This is a genomic window from Kosakonia arachidis (assembly GCF_900116535.1).
GTDB lineage: Bacteria > Pseudomonadota > Gammaproteobacteria > Enterobacterales > Enterobacteriaceae > Kosakonia > Kosakonia arachidis.
In genome coordinates, this window is the sequence record NZ_FPAU01000007.1 from 92,925 (window position 1) to 112,326 (window position 19,402).

The 19,402-nt window shown below is 53.9% G+C and carries 19 protein-coding genes; 8 read left to right on the forward strand and 11 right to left on the reverse strand.

What is annotated here, in order from left to right; genetic code table 11:
• Positions 1-345: 345 nt before the first annotated feature.
• From BM427_RS20925 to BM427_RS20940, 4 genes are all read right to left on the reverse strand, one after another.
• Positions 346-1,131, reverse strand: a complete 786-nt coding sequence (locus BM427_RS20925; protein WP_090125302.1) for a DUF3750 domain-containing protein — start codon at positions 1,129-1,131, stop codon at positions 346-348.
• Between the two features lie 252 nt (positions 1,132-1,383).
• A complete protein-coding gene (locus tag BM427_RS20930) occupies positions 1,384-1,830 on the reverse strand; it encodes a DUF421 domain-containing protein (RefSeq protein WP_090125305.1) in 447 nt (148 codons plus the stop codon).
• A 9-nt stretch (positions 1,831-1,839) separates the two neighbouring features.
• Positions 1,840-2,340, reverse strand: coding sequence for a hypothetical protein (locus tag BM427_RS20935; protein ID WP_090125308.1), 501 nt, complete (start codon positions 2,338-2,340; stop codon positions 1,840-1,842).
• An 85-nt stretch (positions 2,341-2,425) separates the two neighbouring features.
• Complete coding sequence (locus BM427_RS20940) at positions 2,426-2,749, reverse strand: hypothetical protein (protein WP_090125310.1); 324 nt, start codon at positions 2,747-2,749, stop codon at positions 2,426-2,428.
• A 159-nt stretch (positions 2,750-2,908) separates the two neighbouring features.
• On the opposite strand from BM427_RS20940, the gene BM427_RS20945 reads away from it, so the two are divergent.
• The gene (locus BM427_RS20945) at positions 2,909-5,299 is read left to right on the forward strand and encodes a phosphoketolase family protein (protein ID WP_090125313.1); all 2,391 of its coding nucleotides are present in this window, start codon (positions 2,909-2,911) and stop codon (positions 5,297-5,299) included.
• Between the two features lie 36 nt (positions 5,300-5,335).
• On the opposite strand, the gene BM427_RS20950 is transcribed toward BM427_RS20945, so the two are convergent.
• Complete coding sequence (locus BM427_RS20950) at positions 5,336-5,662, reverse strand: four-helix bundle copper-binding protein (protein WP_090125316.1); 327 nt, start codon at positions 5,660-5,662, stop codon at positions 5,336-5,338.
• A 798-nt stretch (positions 5,663-6,460) separates the two neighbouring features.
• Here BM427_RS20950 and BM427_RS20955 point away from each other — a divergent pair.
• The 7 genes from BM427_RS20955 (at position 6,461) to BM427_RS20985 (ending at position 11,333) form a co-directional block, all read left to right on the forward strand.
• Positions 6,461-6,643 (forward strand): con-10 family general stress protein, encoded by a 183-nt coding sequence (locus BM427_RS20955; RefSeq protein WP_090125319.1) that lies wholly within the window; start codon positions 6,461-6,463, stop codon positions 6,641-6,643.
• A gap of 98 nt (positions 6,644-6,741) precedes the next feature.
• Complete coding sequence (locus tag BM427_RS20960) at positions 6,742-7,236, forward strand: YciE/YciF ferroxidase family protein (RefSeq protein ID WP_090125322.1); 495 nt, start codon at positions 6,742-6,744, stop codon at positions 7,234-7,236.
• Between the two features lie 87 nt (positions 7,237-7,323).
• Positions 7,324-7,830 (forward strand): ferritin-like domain-containing protein, encoded by a 507-nt coding sequence (locus BM427_RS20965; protein WP_090125324.1) that lies wholly within the window; start codon positions 7,324-7,326, stop codon positions 7,828-7,830.
• Positions 7,831-7,851: 21 nt separating this feature from the next.
• Positions 7,852-8,727: a manganese catalase family protein gene (locus BM427_RS20970; RefSeq protein WP_090125327.1), complete on the forward strand. Its 876-nt coding sequence runs from the start codon at positions 7,852-7,854 to the stop codon at positions 8,725-8,727.
• Positions 8,728-8,794: 67 nt separating this feature from the next.
• Entirely contained in the window at positions 8,795-10,195 is a 1,401-nt protein-coding gene (locus BM427_RS20975) for a cytochrome ubiquinol oxidase subunit I (RefSeq protein ID WP_090125330.1), read from the forward strand.
• A complete protein-coding gene (cydB, locus tag BM427_RS20980; RefSeq protein WP_090125333.1) occupies positions 10,195-11,205 on the forward strand; it encodes a cytochrome d ubiquinol oxidase subunit II in 1,011 nt (336 codons plus the stop codon). Before BM427_RS20975 ends, cydB begins: the two co-directional genes overlap by 1 nt.
• On the forward strand, positions 11,205-11,333 hold the full coding sequence (locus BM427_RS20985; RefSeq protein ID WP_090125336.1) for a DUF2474 family protein: 129 nt from the start codon (positions 11,205-11,207) through the stop codon (positions 11,331-11,333). The genes cydB and BM427_RS20985 overlap by 1 nt, the downstream gene beginning before the upstream one ends.
• 16 nt (positions 11,334-11,349) lie before the next feature.
• Here BM427_RS20985 and BM427_RS20990 read toward each other — a convergent pair whose 3' ends face one another.
• From BM427_RS20990 to BM427_RS21015, 6 genes are all read right to left on the reverse strand, one after another.
• On the reverse strand, positions 11,350-12,333 hold the full coding sequence (locus BM427_RS20990; protein WP_090125338.1) for a cytochrome d ubiquinol oxidase subunit II: 984 nt from the start codon (positions 12,331-12,333) through the stop codon (positions 11,350-11,352).
• On the reverse strand, positions 12,326-13,744 hold the full coding sequence (locus tag BM427_RS20995) for a cytochrome ubiquinol oxidase subunit I (RefSeq protein WP_090125341.1): 1,419 nt from the start codon (positions 13,742-13,744) through the stop codon (positions 12,326-12,328). The genes BM427_RS20990 and BM427_RS20995 overlap by 8 nt, the downstream gene beginning before the upstream one ends.
• On the reverse strand, positions 13,737-14,216 hold the full coding sequence (locus tag BM427_RS21000) for a helical membrane plugin domain-containing protein (RefSeq protein WP_090125344.1): 480 nt from the start codon (positions 14,214-14,216) through the stop codon (positions 13,737-13,739). The genes BM427_RS20995 and BM427_RS21000 overlap by 8 nt, the downstream gene beginning before the upstream one ends.
• Positions 14,216-17,188 carry a formate dehydrogenase subunit alpha gene (gene fdhF / locus BM427_RS21005; RefSeq protein ID WP_090125349.1) on the reverse strand — a complete coding sequence of 991 codons (2,973 nt, stop codon included), beginning with the start codon at positions 17,186-17,188 and terminating at the stop codon, positions 14,216-14,218. Before fdhF ends, BM427_RS21000 begins: the two co-directional genes overlap by 1 nt.
• Positions 17,189-17,618: 430 nt before the next feature.
• Complete coding sequence (locus tag BM427_RS21010; protein WP_090125352.1) at positions 17,619-18,113, reverse strand: 2-oxo-tetronate isomerase; 495 nt, start codon at positions 18,111-18,113, stop codon at positions 17,619-17,621.
• A 57-nt stretch (positions 18,114-18,170) separates the two neighbouring features.
• Positions 18,171-19,364 carry a zinc-dependent alcohol dehydrogenase gene (locus BM427_RS21015; protein ID WP_090125354.1) on the reverse strand — a complete coding sequence of 398 codons (1,194 nt, stop codon included), beginning with the start codon at positions 19,362-19,364 and terminating at the stop codon, positions 18,171-18,173.
• Positions 19,365-19,402 lie beyond the last annotated feature (38 nt).

The window sequence follows — 19,402 nt, forward strand, 5'->3', positions numbered from 1 at the left end:
ACCCTTTCAGAACATATACGCGCAATGGCAGTGCAATTATTATTGCAAAAACAGATACCTATAACCCGTATCAGAATATTTTGTTATGTCAGTATGCAGCTATTCTTTGCTGAGCCGCACATTAATCTGCGCCAACCCTTTGCGTTATAGCGAAGAGAAAAGATGAAAGTCGCTGTCTCTTTTCAGTCCGCAAAACCGCACGTATTGCGATATGTCGACGTAACGCAGACGAGGTGTTGATTGGTTTGGATTGGTGTTAATGAAGGTTGACGCGATCGCCCTGCAAGGAGGCAATGTGATTAATCGCACAATCGCCGTTATCTGCATGTGCGCACAACGCTGCGCTTACGGAGCAGGTTCCACACTCTCTTTCTGTAGGTTGTCACTGCCAAGGCCACCGATAAACGGCAAGCGCAGGCGCAGAGGTTTGAAACCTAGCCCGACATTCAGCCCCAGCAGATTAAGTTCAAACCCCTCTTGCGCCCCCAGCGTTACGCCCGCCACACCGAGCAGAGAAACCTGCACGCCGCGACCGGAAGGCGGCAAGCCAATTGGGTTGCGCAGCGAGCGGAAATCTTTGCCGACCGCATTGGCAGGCAGATCCAGCTTCAGCGCCGGAACTTTGCGCCCGATATGCGCGAGAAAAGTATTACTGTTCGGCCCAGGCCAGGCGTGGTAGGTCTGCGGCCACGGGTAGGAGGCAATCGCCGCTTCAATCTGTGGAATCATCGCTTCGGCCTGCGGGCCACGGTGATCGACCAGCAGGCGCGGCTGTGCGCCGTACCAGTAGCCATCAGGAATATTGCTGTTACGCCGAACTTTATCTCCTGCGCCCCAGCTAATCACCTCGTAGCGGTTATAGTGCGTTTCCCCGGCGCGCTTGAAAATGATCCACGGATGCACCGCGACTGCGCCTTTCCAGCCCCAGGTGGGTGCGGCATAAACCTGCACGATAGCGAGTTGGGCATTTTTGCGCGCATCGGGAGCGATGCCAGCAGAATCACGCCGGGCATCCCACCACCCTTGCTGCGTGCGTGTGTCCCGCGGGTGCATCGCCTGGGCGAGGCTGACGGCAAGGGAGATCAGTGTGATGCACAGCAGGCACAGGAAAAAGGTTTTTATTACGATCATGGCGGCCTGCTATCAGAAAGGAGAATTCAACGTCTGGCCATTGTACGGGTGATTTTTCGCCCAGCAAGACGCCGCCGGGCTGGCGAGCTGGAAAACGAGCCAAATAGCATAAAAATCCAAAAAACAGCCAAGCCCGGAAGAATAAAGCATTACGGTATACAAGCGAATTGCGCCGGCAATAATCGAACCATACGCCGCATGGAGTTACTTACCGGACGCAGGAACAGTTAACAACCAGAGGATTTCGCCTGCCTACCCTTCAATGGGAATAATGGAAATATGCCCGTTGCGTTCAAGAATGGCATAGCGGATTTTGCTCAACTCGGTAATACCCTGATTCTGTCGCGCAGCGACCAGAATATCATCGCAGGAGACATCCACTTTCTGCAGTTTATCCACAAGGGGAATGCCATTCTCAACCAGGATAACCGGCGAACTATCCATTACCGACTCTGCCCCGGAGAGATATTTTTTCACCAGTCCGAACAAGATATCGACCGCCACCAGCGTAATAATGGTCAGCATTGCGCCGGTAACGGAAAAGTCGTTGCCGAGGAGTGCCTGCTGCGTGGCTTCACTAATGATCAACAGCAGAATGAGGTCAAAACTGGTCATCTCTAATAACGCGCGGCGTCCCAGCACTTTAAAAACCAGTAACAGGATTAAATAGATCGCCAACGCCCTCAGCACCATTTCCAATTTGTTCTCCTACGGATAAATGAACTGCCAGAACCGGACGGCCGCTTCATCGTTAACCGCGACAGTATTAATCGATTTTCCCGGCTTGTCCGGCGTGGTAGTCAGCCACACCGTAAAGTTGCCGCTGTGAGTGATGTTGTTATAAACCAGGTATAGCGTTTCTCCCCGGCTGTGCATGCTGTCGGGCTGAGGCCAGACATTGCCGTGTTGATAATTCTCATTAAACGCGCCCCCGAGACTGATGACATATTTCTTCGCAGCCTGGGTTTGCAGGGTGATTTTTAGCGTCTCTTCGTTTTGCAGACGCCCGAATCGCTCATAGTGTATTTTCAGTGTCTGATCAGCATTTGATTTGTCAGCCGAGCTAAAATAACCACCGGAAAAAACGCCGCTCAACGCGGCGATAATCATCGCCAGTAACACCAAAGCGCCGACCCGGCGAAACCCGGCTTCGAAATTCAGCGCACGGGCGTTTTCAGACACGCCGGGCAACATCTCATCGTGTTTCATTATTCCGCCCCTCGCCGTTTCGATTTCCAGAGATAGCATTCACTATCCAAAAGCCTGGCAGCCTGGCTCGCTTTCGGTATCAGATTCAGGCGAAATCTTCGGACGGCCCATCCAGAGGACGTAGCGGCGGAAAAATACGGGCAATTTCATCAGCAACATCAAATTCGGTTAAATTTTCTTCGGCAATCAACAGCCAAATCGAACCCGCTGGCGATTTCCATTCGGTAACAAAAAGTTGCGCGTCCGGGCGTAACTCGATTTTCTCTCCGCTGTCGCGCATATGGAACTGCCTGCCGCGTTTATCGTTATCCGGCAGCGTTAACCAGAGCGCCGGGTAAACGCCGCACCAGACTTCGCCATGGTGCTCGCCGCCCAGAACCAGATATTCCTGCATCACTGTTTTCGCCATTGACCTTCTCCACCGGGTGAACATTTATCAAGCTTACAACATAGGCCAGAAATCGCGTCCCGACGCCTCTCCTTAACATCTATGCCAGGCTTAAGGAGACTCAATTTCTACAGGCGTTACCTCTTCTCACCTCATCGCAACAACACAAAAGGAGAACGCATGACGGCATCTTCCCTTTCTGAACATGACATTAAATTGATCGATCGCTACTGGCGGGCCGCTAATTACCTCTCCGTCGGACAAATTTACCTGATGGATAACCCTTTATTGCGCGAACCTCTCAGGCCAGAACACATTAAGCCGCGCCTCTTGGGACACTGGGGGACCACGCCGGGTCTTAACTTTATTTACGCCCATCTCAATCGCGTTATACGCCAGCGCGATCTCGACATGATCTATATCTGCGGTCCAGGGCATGGCGGGCCAGGCATGGTGGCGAATACCTGGCTTGAAGGCTCCTACAGCGACATTTATCCGCAGGTAAGCCAGGACGCTCAGGGGATGAAAAAATTGTTCCGCCAGTTCTCTTTTCCGGGCGGGATCCCCAGTCACGCCGCGCCAGAAACGCCCGGATCCATTAATGAAGGCGGCGAACTGGGTTACTCGCTGGCACATGCATTCGGCGCGGTATTTGATAACCCGTCGCTGATTGCCGCCTGCGTAATTGGCGATGGCGAAGCGGAAACCGGCCCGCTGGCCTCAAGCTGGCATGGGATTAAATTCCTCAATACCGTGCGCGACGGCGCAGTGCTGCCGATTTTGCATCTTAATGGTTACAAGATTGCTAACCCGACCATCCTCGGGCGCGCCAGCGATGAAGATCTGTTTCAACTGTTTCGCGGCTACGGGTATGACCCCCTGCTGGTCAGCGGCCATGAGCCGGAGCAAATGCATCGCGATATGGCGCAGGCGCTGGATAGCGCACTTGACCAAATTGCGAATTTTCAGCAGCAGGCGCGCAGCCATCAGGCCACAGATCGTTTACCGCGCTGGCCGATCATTCTGTTACGCAGCCCCAAGGGCTGGACGGGTCCACAAACGGTGGACGGCAAAAAGGTGGAAGATTTCTGGCGCGCGCACCAGGTGCCGGTTTCATCATGTCGAGAAAACGACGAACATCGCCAGATCCTGCAACGCTGGATGCGAAGCTACCAGCCGGAGAATCTCTTTGATGAACACGGGCAGTTAAAGGCTGAATTGCGCTCGCTGGCACCGGTCGGTGATAAACGCATGGGCGCATCGCCATGGGCGAACGGTGGCCGTTTACGTCGCGAACTGATGACACCGGCCCTCCAATCTTACGCCGTAGAGGTGATATCTCCCGGTGAAACCCAGGCAGAATCCACTGCGGCACTTGGTGACTATTTGGCGGGCATCTTCCGGGAAAATGCGGATAACTTCCGTCTTTTTGGTCCAGATGAAACGGCATCTAATCGCCTGAGTAAAGTGTTCGATGTCACAAGCCGCACGTGGCTGGCGGCGCAAAAACCATGGGATGAACAGCTCGCACCCGATGGCCGGGTAATGGAAATTCTCAGCGAACATCAGTGCCAGGGCTGGCTGGAAGGGTATCTGCTCACCGGGCGGCATGGCCTGTTTAACTGCTATGAAGCTTTTATTCATATTGTCGATTCGATGTTTAACCAGCATGCCAAGTGGCTGAAAGTCACACGCAAATTACCGTGGCGGGCACCCATCTCCTCGCTGAATTACCTGCTTTCGTCCCATGTCTGGCGCCAGGATCACAACGGTTATAGCCATCAGGATCCTGGCTTTATCGATCACGTTGCTAACAAGAAAGCCGATATTGTTCGCATCTATCTGCCGCCGGATGCAAACACGCTGCTCTGCGTGGCGGATCATTGCCTGAAAACCTGGGATCGCATCAATGTGATCGTCGCCGGGAAACAGCCTTCGCCACAGTGGCTGACGCTGGACGACGCCGTAAAGCACTGTGCGGCCGGAATGGGGGTATGGTACTGGGCGGGCACGGTTGAGGAAGGGGAAACGCCGGATGTAGTGATGGCCTGCGCCGGTGACGTACCCACCATTGAGACACTCGCGGCGGTCGATCTGCTGCGTGAACACCTGCCAGCGTTACGTATTCAGGTAGTGAACGTGGTCGATTTAATGGCTTTACAGACCCGCGATCAGCACCCACACGGCCTGAGCGAGCAAGTGTTTGACGCCCTTTTCACCGCCGATAAGCCGGTCATTTTCGCCTTCCACGGCTACCCTGGTTTGATCCACCGGTTGACCTATCAGCGCAACAACCACCGCAACTTTCACGTGCACGGTTTTAGGGAGGAAGGCACCACCACCACGCCGTTTGATATGACGGTGCTGAACGAACTGGATCGCTTTCATCTGGCACAGGAAGCGATATTACGCGTGCCGTCACTGCAGGGTAAAACGGACGAGTTCCTTGATGTATTGCAGGAGAAAATCGCTGCCCACCATCGGTATGTCCGTGAATACGGTGAAGATCTGCCGGAAGTGCAGAACTGGAAATGGCCGTCACAGCAAGGCAGCGACGCTGCACCGGAATAGTCATGCCGGGTCAGCGCCACCGCACTTATGACCTTATCAAGCGGCCATTTGCAGGCAGGCCTGCGCGCAGGTTCGACACGCCTGTGCGCACTGCTGGCAATGTTCATTTTGGTGCCTGCTGCACTCTTCAGCGCAGGATTTGCAGATATCCACACATACCCGGCACAGGGGCTGCAGATATTCATTCTCCAGCGCCATAAACTGCCCCACCAGCCGACAGAGCGCCGCGCACTGGAGATCCAGTTTGATGCAGTCGCGCATCATGGCCATATCCTCGTCATTCAGACAACTCGCGGCGCAATGCTCACAGGCAATGGCGCATTGATAACAGGCATCGCTACAGGTTTGATGTTCGGTTTGCATAAATTTCTCCTTCTGACGTCGAAGGTATTAAGTGTGTACGCAGGCTGTATTTCTGCGAATGATTAATTTATCTGCACAATAAAAATGGCCTTCAGCCACGAGGTAAATATTTATCACCAGAAATGCCAGATGACAAAAAGTTCATTAAATTTATTTAAAATCAATATATTAAAAATTGCGCAGGATACCTACCCTACGAATAAACGACAATAAACGAATAGTAACGTTTACTAATAATACGATTTAACCAGGACTATTCTTAGTGTATTTTTCTTAATTATTAGCAGACTAATATTTGTAACGAATATGCATTTGCATACCTTCAGGGCCGGTCCGGATTTCCTGTTCCTGAAGGTTTTTTTATTGCTGCTAAACTTTCGACGCATCCTCCTTGTCGTAAAACAAGCTCATGGCACACCACATCACCGTCAGGCCTCATCTCCCAGTAAGATTTATCTTAAAATAATTAAAAAAACTTATGTATTTTCTTTTCAGGATAATGCAAACGAGTAAACAAAAGTCAGTATTGCGACTATTTTTCCGTCACTTTATGAATTTTGTAACCATGGTTATTATTCAATATCTATAAAAAATAGCTATAACCTCTTTATCTGCAAAGATATATAATCTATACAACAATTTTAGAATATACAGCCAGTGACTGATTTTTCATTGCGTCAATTTTTCCCGCTTCGGTTTGACTAACTTTAGATAGCGACTAACTTTAATTACGAACACCGACGACATTGAGATGCAGAATATGTCGTTTATTTTAAACAACGAAACTGGAGAAATAACATGACTGAACATCGTGGCGGTTCTGGTAATTTCGCAGAAGATCGTGAAAAAGCATCTGAAGCAGGTCGTAAAGGTGGTCAACATAGCGGCGGTAATTTCAAAAATGATCCGCAGCGTGCATCTGAAGCCGGAAAAAAAGGCGGTCAGAACAGTCATGGCGGCGGCCGCAAATCAGGTGAATGACGCATTATCACCTCGTTTCAAGCATCTTATAAATTAGTACATTACGGCGAGTCTACATGGCTCGCCATTATTTTCTCTGGCATGAAAGGTAATTCTCTATGCAGATTAATTCTCCCACTGAGCTCTTTATTCATTCTCTCTCTGATATTTATAGTGCAGAGAAGCAATTGACCCGCGCGCTCTCAAAACTGGCACGAGAGTCTTCGAGCAGCGAGCTGTCTGAGGCTTTCAAAAAGCACTATGAAGAAACCCAGGGGCAGATTGAGCGCCTTGACCAGTTAGTAGAAGCCGAGCCCAATATCAAGCTTAAACGCATGAAATGTCACGCAATGGAAGGGTTGATTGATGAAGCCAATGAAGTCATTGAAGCCACGGAGAAAGGCAGCGTACGCGATGCCGGACTGATTGCAGCTGCGCAAAAAGTGGAACATTACGAGATCGCCTCCTACGGTACGCTGTGTACCCTCGCCAGTCAGTTAGGGCTGAAAAAGGCGCAGAAATTACTTGCTGAAACGTTAGAAGAAGAAAAAAACACCGATACGTTACTTACCAAAATAGCGACTTCAAGTATTAATCAGAAAGCCGAAGTCTAATAATCACCAGCAAACCAGCAATATGTTATCCCTGATAATATTATTCTTCAGGGTCGATAAGACAACTCCAAAATAGAGGAATGTACTATGACGCCGCAAGAAAATTATCATGACTGGTTACGTGACGCGCACGCTATGGAAAAACAAGCGGAATCGATGCTCAATGCAATGAGCAGTCGCATCGATAATTATCCCGATCTACGCGCAAAAATTGAGCAGCACTTAACTGAAACTCAAGGACAAATTAAACTTCTGGAAGAAGTGCTCGACCGCAATAATATTAATCGCTCACTAATGAAAGATGCCACCAGTAAAATGAGTGCAATGAGTCAGGCTGTTGGAGGTATGTTTGCTTCTGATGAAGTTGTCAAAGGTTCAATTAGCAGCTATGTATTCGAGCAATTTGAAATTGCCTGTTATACGTCGTTAATTACGGCGGCTGAAAAAGTCGGCGATATTGCCAGCATCGATATTTTCAAACAAATCCTCGCTGAGGAAAAAGCGATGGCTGAATGGGCGTTCAATCATTTGCCCGACGTTACCGAACAATTTTTACTTCGCGATGCCGCTGCCGGTGTGGAAGCTAAAAAATAAACAAAACCATCAGGAGAATTTATGTTTAGACACGTAAAACAACTACAGTACACGGTGCGCGTCAGTGAGCCAAACCCAGGACTGGCGAACCTCTTACTGGAACAGTTCGGCGGCCCGCAAGGCGAGCTGGCGGCCGCCTGCCGTTATTTCACCCAGGGTCTGGGTGATGACGATATTGGCCGTAAAGAGATGTTGATGGATATTGCTACCGAAGAATTAAGCCATCTGGAAATTATTGGAACCCTGGTCGGCATGCTGAATAAAGGTGCGAAAGGCGAACTGGCCGAAGGCACAGAAAATGAAGCGGAACTTTATCGCTCATTAACCGCCAATGGCAATGACAGCCACATTACTTCGCTGTTATATGGTGGCGGCCCTGCTCTGACGAATTCAGGCGGTGTGCCGTGGACGGCGGCTTATATTGATACCATTGGCGACGTCACGGCGGATATGCGCTCCAATATTGCGGCGGAAGCGCGCGCGAAAATTATTTATGAGCGGTTGATTAATGTGACGGATGATCCGGGAGTTAAAGATGCGCTGGGTTTCCTGATGACGCGAGAAGTGGCGCATCAGCTCTCCTTCGAGAAAGCGCTCTATTCCATTCGCAATAATTTTCCGCCAGGTAAATTGCCGCCCATCGAACAGTACAGTGACGTTTATTACAACATGTCCGAGGGCGACGATCCGCGAGGAAGCTGGAACAGCGACGAGAACTTCGACTATGTAGCCGATCCACAACCTGCCGTTGATGGCGGCGATGGTCTCGCCACGGTACAACTCAACAATAAACAGCGCGCGCTGGTGAAAGCAATGGCGGAACGGACGCAATCCGATCCCAATGTTGATCCGCTGACCGGTGCTGAACTGGGTAGCGGAAAGCCGCAAGAGAAATAATACTTACTGATAACCTGTCGTATTCACCCCTTTTGTTTAGGGGTGTTTTTTTGTGGGGTAACCGGGCATGTTTGGGTTCGATGCATTCCATCTGGCAAGGCTTCAGTTCGCTTTTACGGTCTCGTTTCATATTATTTTTCCTGCCATCACTATCGGGCTTGCCAGCTATCTGGTGGTGCTTGAAGGGTTATGGCTAAAAACTAAAAATCCCGACTGGCGCGCAATGTATCATTTCTGGCTGAAGATCTTTGCTGTCAACTTCGGTATGGGCGTGGTTTCCGGGCTGGTAATGGCCTATCAGTTCGGCACCAACTGGAGCGGCTTCTCCCAGTTCGCAGGCAGTATCACCGGACCATTACTCACTTATGAGGTGCTGACCGCCTTCTTCCTTGAGGCGGGTTTTCTTGGCGTAATGCTGTTTGGCTGGAATAAAGTGGGGCCGGGGCTGCATTTTTTCGCTACCTGCATGGTGGCGCTGGGCACACTGATGTCCACGTTCTGGATCCTTGCATCTAATAGCTGGATGCATACGCCGCAAGGGTTTGCCATTGAGAATGGTCAGGTAATTCCTGTGGACTGGTTCGCGGTCATTTTTAACCCCTCGTTACCGTACCGTTTACTGCATATGACCATTGCCGCGTTCCTCAGCACCGCCCTCTTTGTCGGCGCTTCCGCCGCCTGGCACCTGCTGCACCGCAATGACACACCAGCAATCCGCAAAATGCTGTCGATGGCGATGTGGATGGCGCTGGCCGTTGCGCCACTCCAGGCTTTTATTGGCGATATGCATGGCCTGAACACGCTGAAACATCAACCAGCGAAGATCGCTGCCATTGAGGGACACTGGGAAAATCCCCCCGGCGAAGCCACGCCGTTATTGCTGTTTGGATTGCCGGATATGCAGCAAGAACGTACGCGATACGCAGTGGAAATCCCTTCTCTTGGCAGCCTGATCCTCACCCATTCACTGCATGAACAAGTGCCTGCACTGAAAGATTTTCCGAAGGTGGATCGGCCCAACTCCACGATTGTCTTCTGGTCATTTCGTCTGATGGTTGTTATGGGGCTATTGATGATCGCGCTCGGTGTGGTCGCTTTATGGTTACGTTTTCGCCACAGGCTGTGTGAATCGCGTCCCTTCCTGCACTTTGCACTGTGGATGGGCCCGGCGGGGTTGATTGCCATTCTTGCCGGTTGGGTGACTACCGAAGTCGGGCGGCAACCCTGGGTCGTTTACGGGCTGCTGCGCACGGCGGATGCGGTTTCCCTGCACAGCACCTTGCAGATGAGCCTGAGTCTGCTGGCCTTTATCGTGGTGTACACCTCGGTCTTCGGCGTCGGTTACAGCTATATGGTGCGGTTGATTAAGAAAGGGCCGCAGCCCTGGGATGAACACGCAACTGACGGCAGACCGGCCCGCCCGCTCTCTGCGGCGGGTGAATGTTTGCAGGCGGAGGAGAAAAAATAATGGGCATCGATTTATCGCTTATCTGGTTTGTCATTATCGTCTTTGCCACGCTGATGTATATCGTGATGGACGGCTTCGATCTGGGCATCGGTATTCTTTTCCCGGCAATTCAGGATGGCGGCGAACGGGACATTATGGTGAACAGCGTCGCGCCGGTGTGGGATGGCAACGAAACCTGGTTGGTACTCGGTGGCGCCGGACTTTTCGGCGCGTTTCCTCTCGCTTATGCGGTAATCGCGGATGCGTTGGCCATCCCGCTGACATTCATGCTGATCGGTCTTATTTTTCGCGGCGTGGCCTTTGAGTTTCGTTTTAAAGCAACATCGAATCACAAGCCATTCTGGGATAAGTCCTTTCTCGCCGGATCGCTGCTGGCGACCTTTATGCAGGGCGTGGTAGTCGGTGCAGTGATCAACGGTTTTGCCGTCACTGGCCGTACCTTCAGCGGCAGTTCTCTCGACTGGCTGACGCCCTTTAATCTGTTCTGCGGCATTGGGCTGGTCGTCACATATGGCCTGCTGGGTGCCAGTTGGCTAGTGATGAAAAGTGAAGGAAACCTGCAACAGAAAATGCGCGTCGTTGCCAGAACGCTGCTGCTGGCGCTGCTGGTGACGATGGCCGTGATCAGCCTGTGGACGCCGCTTTCTCATGCAGCGATCGCCGAACGCTGGTTTAGTCGACCAAATATCTGGTTCTTTGCCCCGGTTCCGCTGCTGGTGATCTTCTTCAGCATCGTGTTATGGCATACGCTGAGCAACGTGCAGTACCATATTTTGCCGTTCGTTCTGACGCTGGGGCTGATTTTCCTCGGCTTTAGCGGGCTGGGCATCAGTATCTGGCCGCATATTATTCCGCCGGATATCACGCTGTGGCAAGCCGCCGCGCCGCCGCAAAGCCAGGGTTTTATGCTGGTTGGCGCACTGCTGATTATTCCTGTGATCCTGGTGTACACCTTCTGGAGCTATTACGTGTTTCGCGGAAAAATCCAGCATGGCGCGGGGTATCACTGATGTCATTTAAACGTATCGCACCGAAAATCATGTGGTTTGTTGGCCTATGGTTTGCCAGCGTGTTGGCGCTGTTTCTCGTCAGCGCCATGCTCAGGCTACTGATGTCGATGGCCGGGTTACGTGCTTAAGGCAACGCGGGAGGGTTTACTCAATCTTCCCGCTGAAAACGCGAAATCCCCAGCTGTTATAAAACAGCGTGATAGGTGCCAGTATCGCAAAACTGATCAGTAGAAATTTTTGCGTTTCTGGTGGTGCGGCCGCCTGGTGAATCATCACGTTAACCGGAACGATAAATGGAAACAGCGTAAACACCAGTGCGCCTAACGCGCAGCTCACCAGAATGAGAATCAACGCCAGCGGCATAAATGCGTAGCGCCGCACAAGGCTGAACCCTAACCCGACGGCAGCGATAACCACCACGCTGAGCAACGGTAGCCACAGCCATGGGTTCAGCAGATGGCGGCGCCAGGTTTCCTGTAATTGCCCCGTCCAGAAGAGTAACCCTGCCACCACTAACGCAGCGAGCGCGGCAAGCAGCGGGATCGCGCGTGTGGCCCACTGCTGCAATGCACCGGTGCAGCGCCAGTTCAGCCAACCGGCGCCCATCAGGCAGTAACCGACCACCAGCGCCAGCGCACAGTATAAAGGAAACGGGCTGAACCACTCGCCGCCGGTGCCGTTAAACTGCTGCCCGTCATTCGGAATGCCTTCAATCAGGCAGCCGACAATGGTGCCCTGTGCGAGGCTCGCCAGTAACGAGCCGCCCACCAGCATTGCATCGAACAGGTGCGGGGCGTGGTGACGATACTCGATCGCCATCCCACGCACGACCAGCGCAAGCAGCATGACGAAAACCGGGACATACAACGCGCTGAGGATAATGGCGTACGCCAGCGGGAACAACCCGAGCAATCCACCAGCCGCGAGTACCAGCCAGGTTTCGTTACCGTCCCACACCGGCAGCAATGAGAGATTAATCGTTTTGCGGGAGGCGGTATCGCGCTGCAACCCACACAGCATACCGGTGCCGAGATCGGTACCATCGAGCAGCACGTAAATCCACACACTCAGTGCCAGCGCCGCGGCCGACAGCGTTTGCAGCCAGGGTAACCCCAACATATCATTCATTCATCGTCCCCTCTTCGTGGCTATGCTCTTCTCCTCTGCCCGTGCGTTGCGCCACTTCCGGCATCGCGCTCGTTTCGTCCGGCTGCGGTGGATATGCGAGCAAACGCAGCAGAAACCCTAGCCCAAGACCGAACAGCAACAGATAAACAATGACAGTAGCCACCAGCGAACCAAGCAGTAAACCCGGGGCTATCGGCGATGCGCTTTCGTCGGTGCGCAGCAGACCATACACAGTCCACGGCTGGCGTCCGGCTTCCGTCACTACCCAACCCGCCAACATCGCGATAAACCCGGCGGGCGCCATCAGCACCATCAGCTTATGTAGCCAACGCGTGTGCCACAGACGTCCGCGCAGACGCACCACCAGCCCGGCAATACCCGCGGTGGCCATGAACAGACCAAGGCCGACCATCAGGCGAAAAGACCAGAACACCAGCGGCACCCATGGTCGCTCGTCAGCGGGATATTGATTGAGGCTATGAATAGTGCCACTCAGGTTATGGCGCAGATAGAGCGAACCGATATCGGGGATCGAGACTTCATAATGGTTACGCTGTTCGGCCATATCCGGCAGCGCAAACAGTCGCATCGGCTCACCTTCTCCCGGCGGCGGCGGGTTCCAGCTCCCTTCCATCGCCGCCAGTTTTATCGGCTGGTGATCGCGGGTGTTTTCGCCATGCAGATCGCCAAGCACGATTTGCAGCGGCGCCATCACCACCAGCATCCACATGCCGAGAGAGAACATTTTGCGCGCCGCCGGATGACGCGCATCGCGCAACAAATGCCATGCGCCACTGGCCGCGACCAGACAGGCGGTGCCGAGCAGCGCCGCCACCACCATATGCGCCATCCGCCATGGAAATGAGGGGTTAAAAATGACCGCCCACCAGTCAATGGGACGAAAACGGCCATCCGCGCCGATGGCAAAACCGTCCGGCGTTTGCATCCACGAGTTCGCTGCGAGGATCCAGAAGGCGCTGAAAAACGATCCCAGAGCCACAATGCAGGTCGCCATGAAATGGACCCACGGACGCACCTTGCCCATACCGAACAACATCACGCCCATAAAACCGGCTTCCAGAAAGAACGCCACCAGCACTTCCATATAAAGCATCGGTCCGAGCACGGCCCCCGTCCGGCTCGCCAGCCCGCTCCAGTTGGTACCTAAAGCAAACTCCATCACCACGCCGGTCACCACGCCGACGGCAACATTGAGGGCGAAGATCTTGCTCCAGTAGCGCCACAGACTGAGCCAGACCTGCTGCCTGCGCCAAAGCCACATTCCTTCCAGCAGCATCAGAAACTGCGCGAGGCCAATAGTGAACGCCGCCAGCACGATATGGAAGCCGATGGTGAAAGCGAATTGCGTACGCGCCAGCAGCAGGGCCGTTTCTGGACTGATGTCAGGCATCGCTGGGCTTACCGGTAAAGGCGGAGATCGGCTTGTCTACTGGCTCCTCCATACGCCGGGAAAATGCCGCCAGCCCCTGGATCAGCGGCCGCAATGCACGCCAGAGCTCGTCATCCTGCAGCATCTTCCACGCCCCATGTACACCGGGCGCTTTTTCCTCGTCATCCGCTTTTGGCTGGCTTATTGCCTCTGCCAAATCACGCAGGCCAAAGGCCAGTTTATAGACACGATCCGGCGGCAGTGAAGAGAGCGCCATCAGCATCAGTGAGATATTCTGGATGACATTCAGCGTTCCCTGGCGCTGTAAGCCATTGACGAGGATCTGCGCCACTTCGTTGTTCGCCGCGACCAGATCGTTCAGTAGCCGCAGCACGCCGTGCTGATGCAGAGTTTCCAGCAGGCGATCCAGTTCTTCATGGGCGTCCGGCCCGATTTTCGCCGGTTCCGGCTGATACTCAATCGATTTTGCCATTAAAATTTCTCCGGATGAGGTTCATGTTCCGGCGGCTCGCGGTAATCGTCGCGACGCCATTTCGCTTCCACCGACACCCCGGTGCCAGGAGTACGCTTTCCGTGGCGGAAGTTATGTTCCGGTAAAGGATTGGGATGGGGCGTTCGGTCGAGCGCGTCGAGGCGGATAGCGATCTCTTTATAGGCTGGCGTGTTCACTGTCGGATCGTGATGCTCGCCAGTCAACTTATTGATGCCCTCTTTACCCTGGTGAATCGAGATAAACAGCACCTTGCCCTGCACCCGATCGGTGACTACCACCGGGATCTCCAGTGCGCCACGGCGGGAACTCAGCTTGACCCAGTCACCGGTGTTCAGGTTACGGCCCGCAGCCAGTTCAGGGCTGATTTCGACATACCATTCGGGGGATAAGCTGGTAGTGCGCCCGCCTCTGCCGCTCTGATTGGTGGACTGAAAATGCTCCAGCATGCGGCCATTATTTAGCAGCAGATCGTAGTTGGCATCGGTTTCTTCCGCCGGAGGCTGCCAGCTCACCGGGTAGAGCGTGGCGCGGCCATCCGCGCTTTTGAACTGCTCGGTATAAAGCAACGCCGTGCTGCTACCATCCGCTTTCACTGGCCAGAGTTGCGATTTCCAGCCCGCCAGCCGCTCATAACTGACGCCCGCAAAACTGTCGGCGATGCCTGCCACCTCGGCCATGATTTGCCCCGGATGGGTATATCCCCAGTCGAAGCCCATTCGCGCGGCAAGCTGGGTCAGGATCAGCCAGTCCGGACGGCTGTCGCCGAGGGGCGGCATTACCGGGTAGAAACGCTGAATGCGCCGCTCAGTGTTGACAAACGAGCCTTCTTTTTCCACGCTTGGGCAACCCGGGAGCACCACGTCAGCGAACTGCGCAGTACGGCTGAGAAACAGATCCTGCACCACCAGAAAATCCAGCTCGCTAAACCCCTGATGCACATTCGTGGTATCGGCATCGGAAAAAGCCGTCTCTTCGCCAATGACATACATCGCGCGAAGCTGACGGCTGCTGGCGAGTTTGACCATCATAAAATTGTCTTCGCCTACCTCCAGCGAGAGCCGCTGTGGATCTACGCCCCAGGCGCGCGCCCACTTTTCGCGCACCTGCGGATCGCTGACCGATTCATATCCCGGATAAAAATTTTTCAGACAACCGAAATCGCTGGCTCCCTGCACATTGTTATGCCCACGCATCGGATAACCGCCGGTTCCCGGCCGACCGTAGTTGCCGGTCACCAGCAGCAGATTGGAGAGCGCCGTGCTGGTATCTGCGCCGTGGCTGTGCTGGGTGATCCCCATCGCCCACATAATGCAGACGCTGCCCGCGCGGCCAATCCGCTCCGCCGCTTCGCGCAGATCCGCTTCCTGAATGCCGGTAATTTGCGCGGCATAATCGAGAGTAAAGGGGTCGAGTGAGCGGCGATATTCCTGCACATTGTTAACGCGCTGTGTGAGAAACGCCTCGTCGGCGTAGCCGTGGTCAAACATGTAGCGGGACATCGCCGCAGCCCAGACCAGGTCGGTGCCAGGGTGAATACGTAAGTGCTGATCGGCGCGCTCGGCCATTTCGTGGCGACGCGGATCGACCACCAGCCACTGCTGGCCGCGCTGTTTTTTCGCGGCCTTCAGCCGTGAGGCAATCACCGGATGGTTTTCTGCCGTATTGCTGCCGACGATCACCACCAGCTCCGCCTGCGCCAAATCCGCAATGGTGCCCGCATCGCCGCCATAACCCACAGTGCGAAATAACCCTTCAGTGGCCGGATTCTGGCAGTAGCGCGAGGAGTTGTCGACGCTGTTGGTGCCAATGATCAACCGGGCGATTTTTTGCGTCAGATAGGCTTCTTCATTACTGCCTTTGCTTGAGCCTATAAAACCGATACTGTCCGGCCCGGTTTCATCGCGGATCGCCAGCAGCCGGCTGGCGACCAGATCCAGTGCCTCCTCCCACGAGGCGGGCCGGAAGCGGTCGTTTTCGCGGATCAACGGCGTGGTCAGACGCTCCGGGCTGTTAATAAAATCCCAGGCGAACTTTCCCTTCACGCAGGTGGAAATGCCGTTGACGGGCGCCTCGGTGACGGGCTGGACTTTCAGCAGATGACGGTCGCGGGTCCACATCTCAAAGCTGCATCCCACGCCACAGTAAGTACAGACCGTTTTAGTGCGTTTAATCTCCTGCTGTCGCAGTTGAGTATCGATAACAGACACCCCGGAAACGATCTCCGCGCCGAGGGTATTTTCCAGCGCCTTCACCACGTCGATTAACGGGCGTTTCAGCGACTGGCGCATGGCGGTAAACGGCCCGGCATCGGGTTGCATGGTTTTTTCCAGCAGCGCGTTACAGGGGCAAACCGTGACACAATGACCGCAACTGACACAGCTGGAGCCCGCAATCCGCGTGCCGCCATCCCACAAAACGCGGGGATGTTCCTGCGTGTAATCAATGCTCAACGTTTCGTTCACTTCCACATTCTGGCAGGCTTCCACGCAGCGCCCGCACAGGATGCACTGATCGGGATCGTAGGTGTAAAACGGATTGGATTCGTCCTTCACGTAAGGTTTACGCTGCCAGGCATAGCGCTGAATCGGCACATGCATGTCTACCATGGTGTTGTGCAACGTGCAGTCGCCGGTGTTGTGTTCGCAGACCGTGCAATAGAGTTCATGTTTTGCCAGCAGGCGATCCATTCCCTCTTCGCGGGCGGCGCTGGCGTGCGGGTCCGCGCTGTTGATCACCAGGCCTTCATGGCTGCGCAGCGTGCAACCGCGCACCAGTTTCCCCGCCTGTTCCACCCAGCAGACATCGCAGGTTTGCAGCGGCTCCAGCGCCGGGTGGTAGCAGACATGGGGTAAGGTCTTGTTACAGGCATCCAGAAAATCGATCAGGGGGATGTCCGCCGGGCCAACAAGGGCCTGGCCGTCGTAAATCACGGTACATTTTTGCAGGCTCATTTTGCTTCCTCAGACCCATCTTCTACGCCCATTCCCTTCTACGGGAATACCATCACCTTTCCGCGTGGGTATGCGACGAATGTTTTTACATGACGTATCGATGATGTTTAAAAATAGCCGCTACAACATGGCAGCCAAATTGTCAGGCGATTGTCGCCTTATCCAGAGATATTTAGGTATTTTCTTATGTCGTTAAAAAAGGCCACGCGGGTGGCCCTGTTCACGATTATTTTTCTGGCGGAACGGGTTTTTTATCGCCGGATTCCGGTGCTTCATGGGGATCGTCTTTTTCAACCTGTAACATGGTTACCTCCTCATTATTTACGCAGATTTTTCACTATAGCCAGGTAAAGTCAAAAACAGCCAGGCGGCAGCAAGCAGATTATATTTCCCGTTGCGCTTGTTTATTTCAGCATGCGCAATTGAGCATTTAATCAGACTCGACTAATAAACGAATTAATCTCCCGAGGGCATAATTGGTCGCCTCTTTAATATTCGCTTCGCTGTCACCGGTAAACTGTTTCACCCGAGTATGAACGCTGTTGTCGGCAAGCTGCCACGCAAACCAGATCGTGCCCGCTGGCGTGCCATCTTCGCCGCCGTCCGGCCCGGCGTAGCCGCTGACCGCAATGCCGATATGCGCCTGCGACTGGCGCACAGCGCCTGCCGCCATCTCGATAACCGTTTGTTCACTTACCGCGGTGTGTGCAATAAGTGTTTCGCGACTGACGCCAAGCATGATCATCTTAGCTTCATCGGTAAAGGTCACAAACCCGCTGCCATAGAACGACGGGGTGTTTTGCGCTGCGCACAACGATGAGGCGATCAACCCGCCAGTGCAGGACTCCGCCGTCACCAGTTGCAGCTTCTTTTCCGTTAACAACCGCCCCAGTTCATTGGCAATAGATACTGAAGGTGTGGTCATCAAATCGCTCTCCAGAGTGACGGCACAGACGCCGCAGCGCCTGTGCCTGACGAGGGATCAAACGGTGGCTTTTTCCGCATTCATGCCGGGGACGAGGATCACTTTGCGGCACTCTTGCTGGCGTTTTTCGAATATTTCATACCCACGAGCCGCCTCTTCCAGCGGCATATGGTGGGTAATAATCTCCTCCGGCGTCAGGTGTCCCTGTTCGATAAGCGCCAGCAATTCCGGCAACCAGGCATGAACATGCGTTTGCCCCATTTTGAAGGTCAGCCCTTTATCGAAAGCATCGCCGAACATAAAGCCGTGGATAAACCCGGCGTACACACCCGGTACACTAACGATGCCGCCACGCCGCACCGCAGCGATACATTGCCGCAGCGCTTTCCCGCTGCTGCCTTCAATTTTGAGCGTGCTCAGCACGGTTTCCGTGATGCTGCCTTTCGCTTCAAAGCCCACGGCGTCTATCACTGCATCAACGCCCCGGTTGCCTGGCGTATTTTCGATAATCCACGCCGCGGGATCGTCGTTTTTATCGAAATTAATCGGGATCGCGTCATAGCGTTGACGGGCGAACTCCAGCCGGTAATCGTTGTGATCGACGATAAAAATCTGCTCCGCGCCTTTAAGACGCGCACAGGCCGCCGTCAGCAATCCCACCGGTCCGGCACCGTAAATGGCCACCCGCGAGCCCGGTTTCACTTCAGCATTGATCACCGCCTGCCAGGCCGTCGGCAGAATATCGGAGAGGAACAGCACCTTCTCATCCGACAGAATGTCCGGGACTTTAAAGGGACCGGTGTTGGCTTTCGGCACGCGGACATACTCCGCCTGCCCACCAGGAACACCGCCGTACAGGCTGCTGTAACCGAACAGCGCGGCGGGCGGCGTGATGCTCTTGCGATTTAGCGCCGCGCCCTGCCCGCTGTTGGTGCTTTCACAGGCCGAATATTGCTGCAACCGACAGAAAAAACAGTCACCACAGGCGATAACAAACGGGATCACCACGCGATCGCCTTTGCTGACGTTCTTCACTTCCGGCCCGGCTTCGACAACCTCGCCCATAAACTCATGGCCGAAGATATCGCCATGATGCGTACCCGGAATTTTGCCGCGATACAGATGCAAATCAGAGCCACAAATCGCCGTCGCGGTCACGCGCAGAATGATGTCGTCCGGAGCTATTAACCCTGGATCGTCGACGTTATCGACTTTGACGCTGTGAGGTCCATGATACGTTAATGCTTTCACAGGCGATTCTCCTGGCGTTGATAGTTAATAGAAGAGAA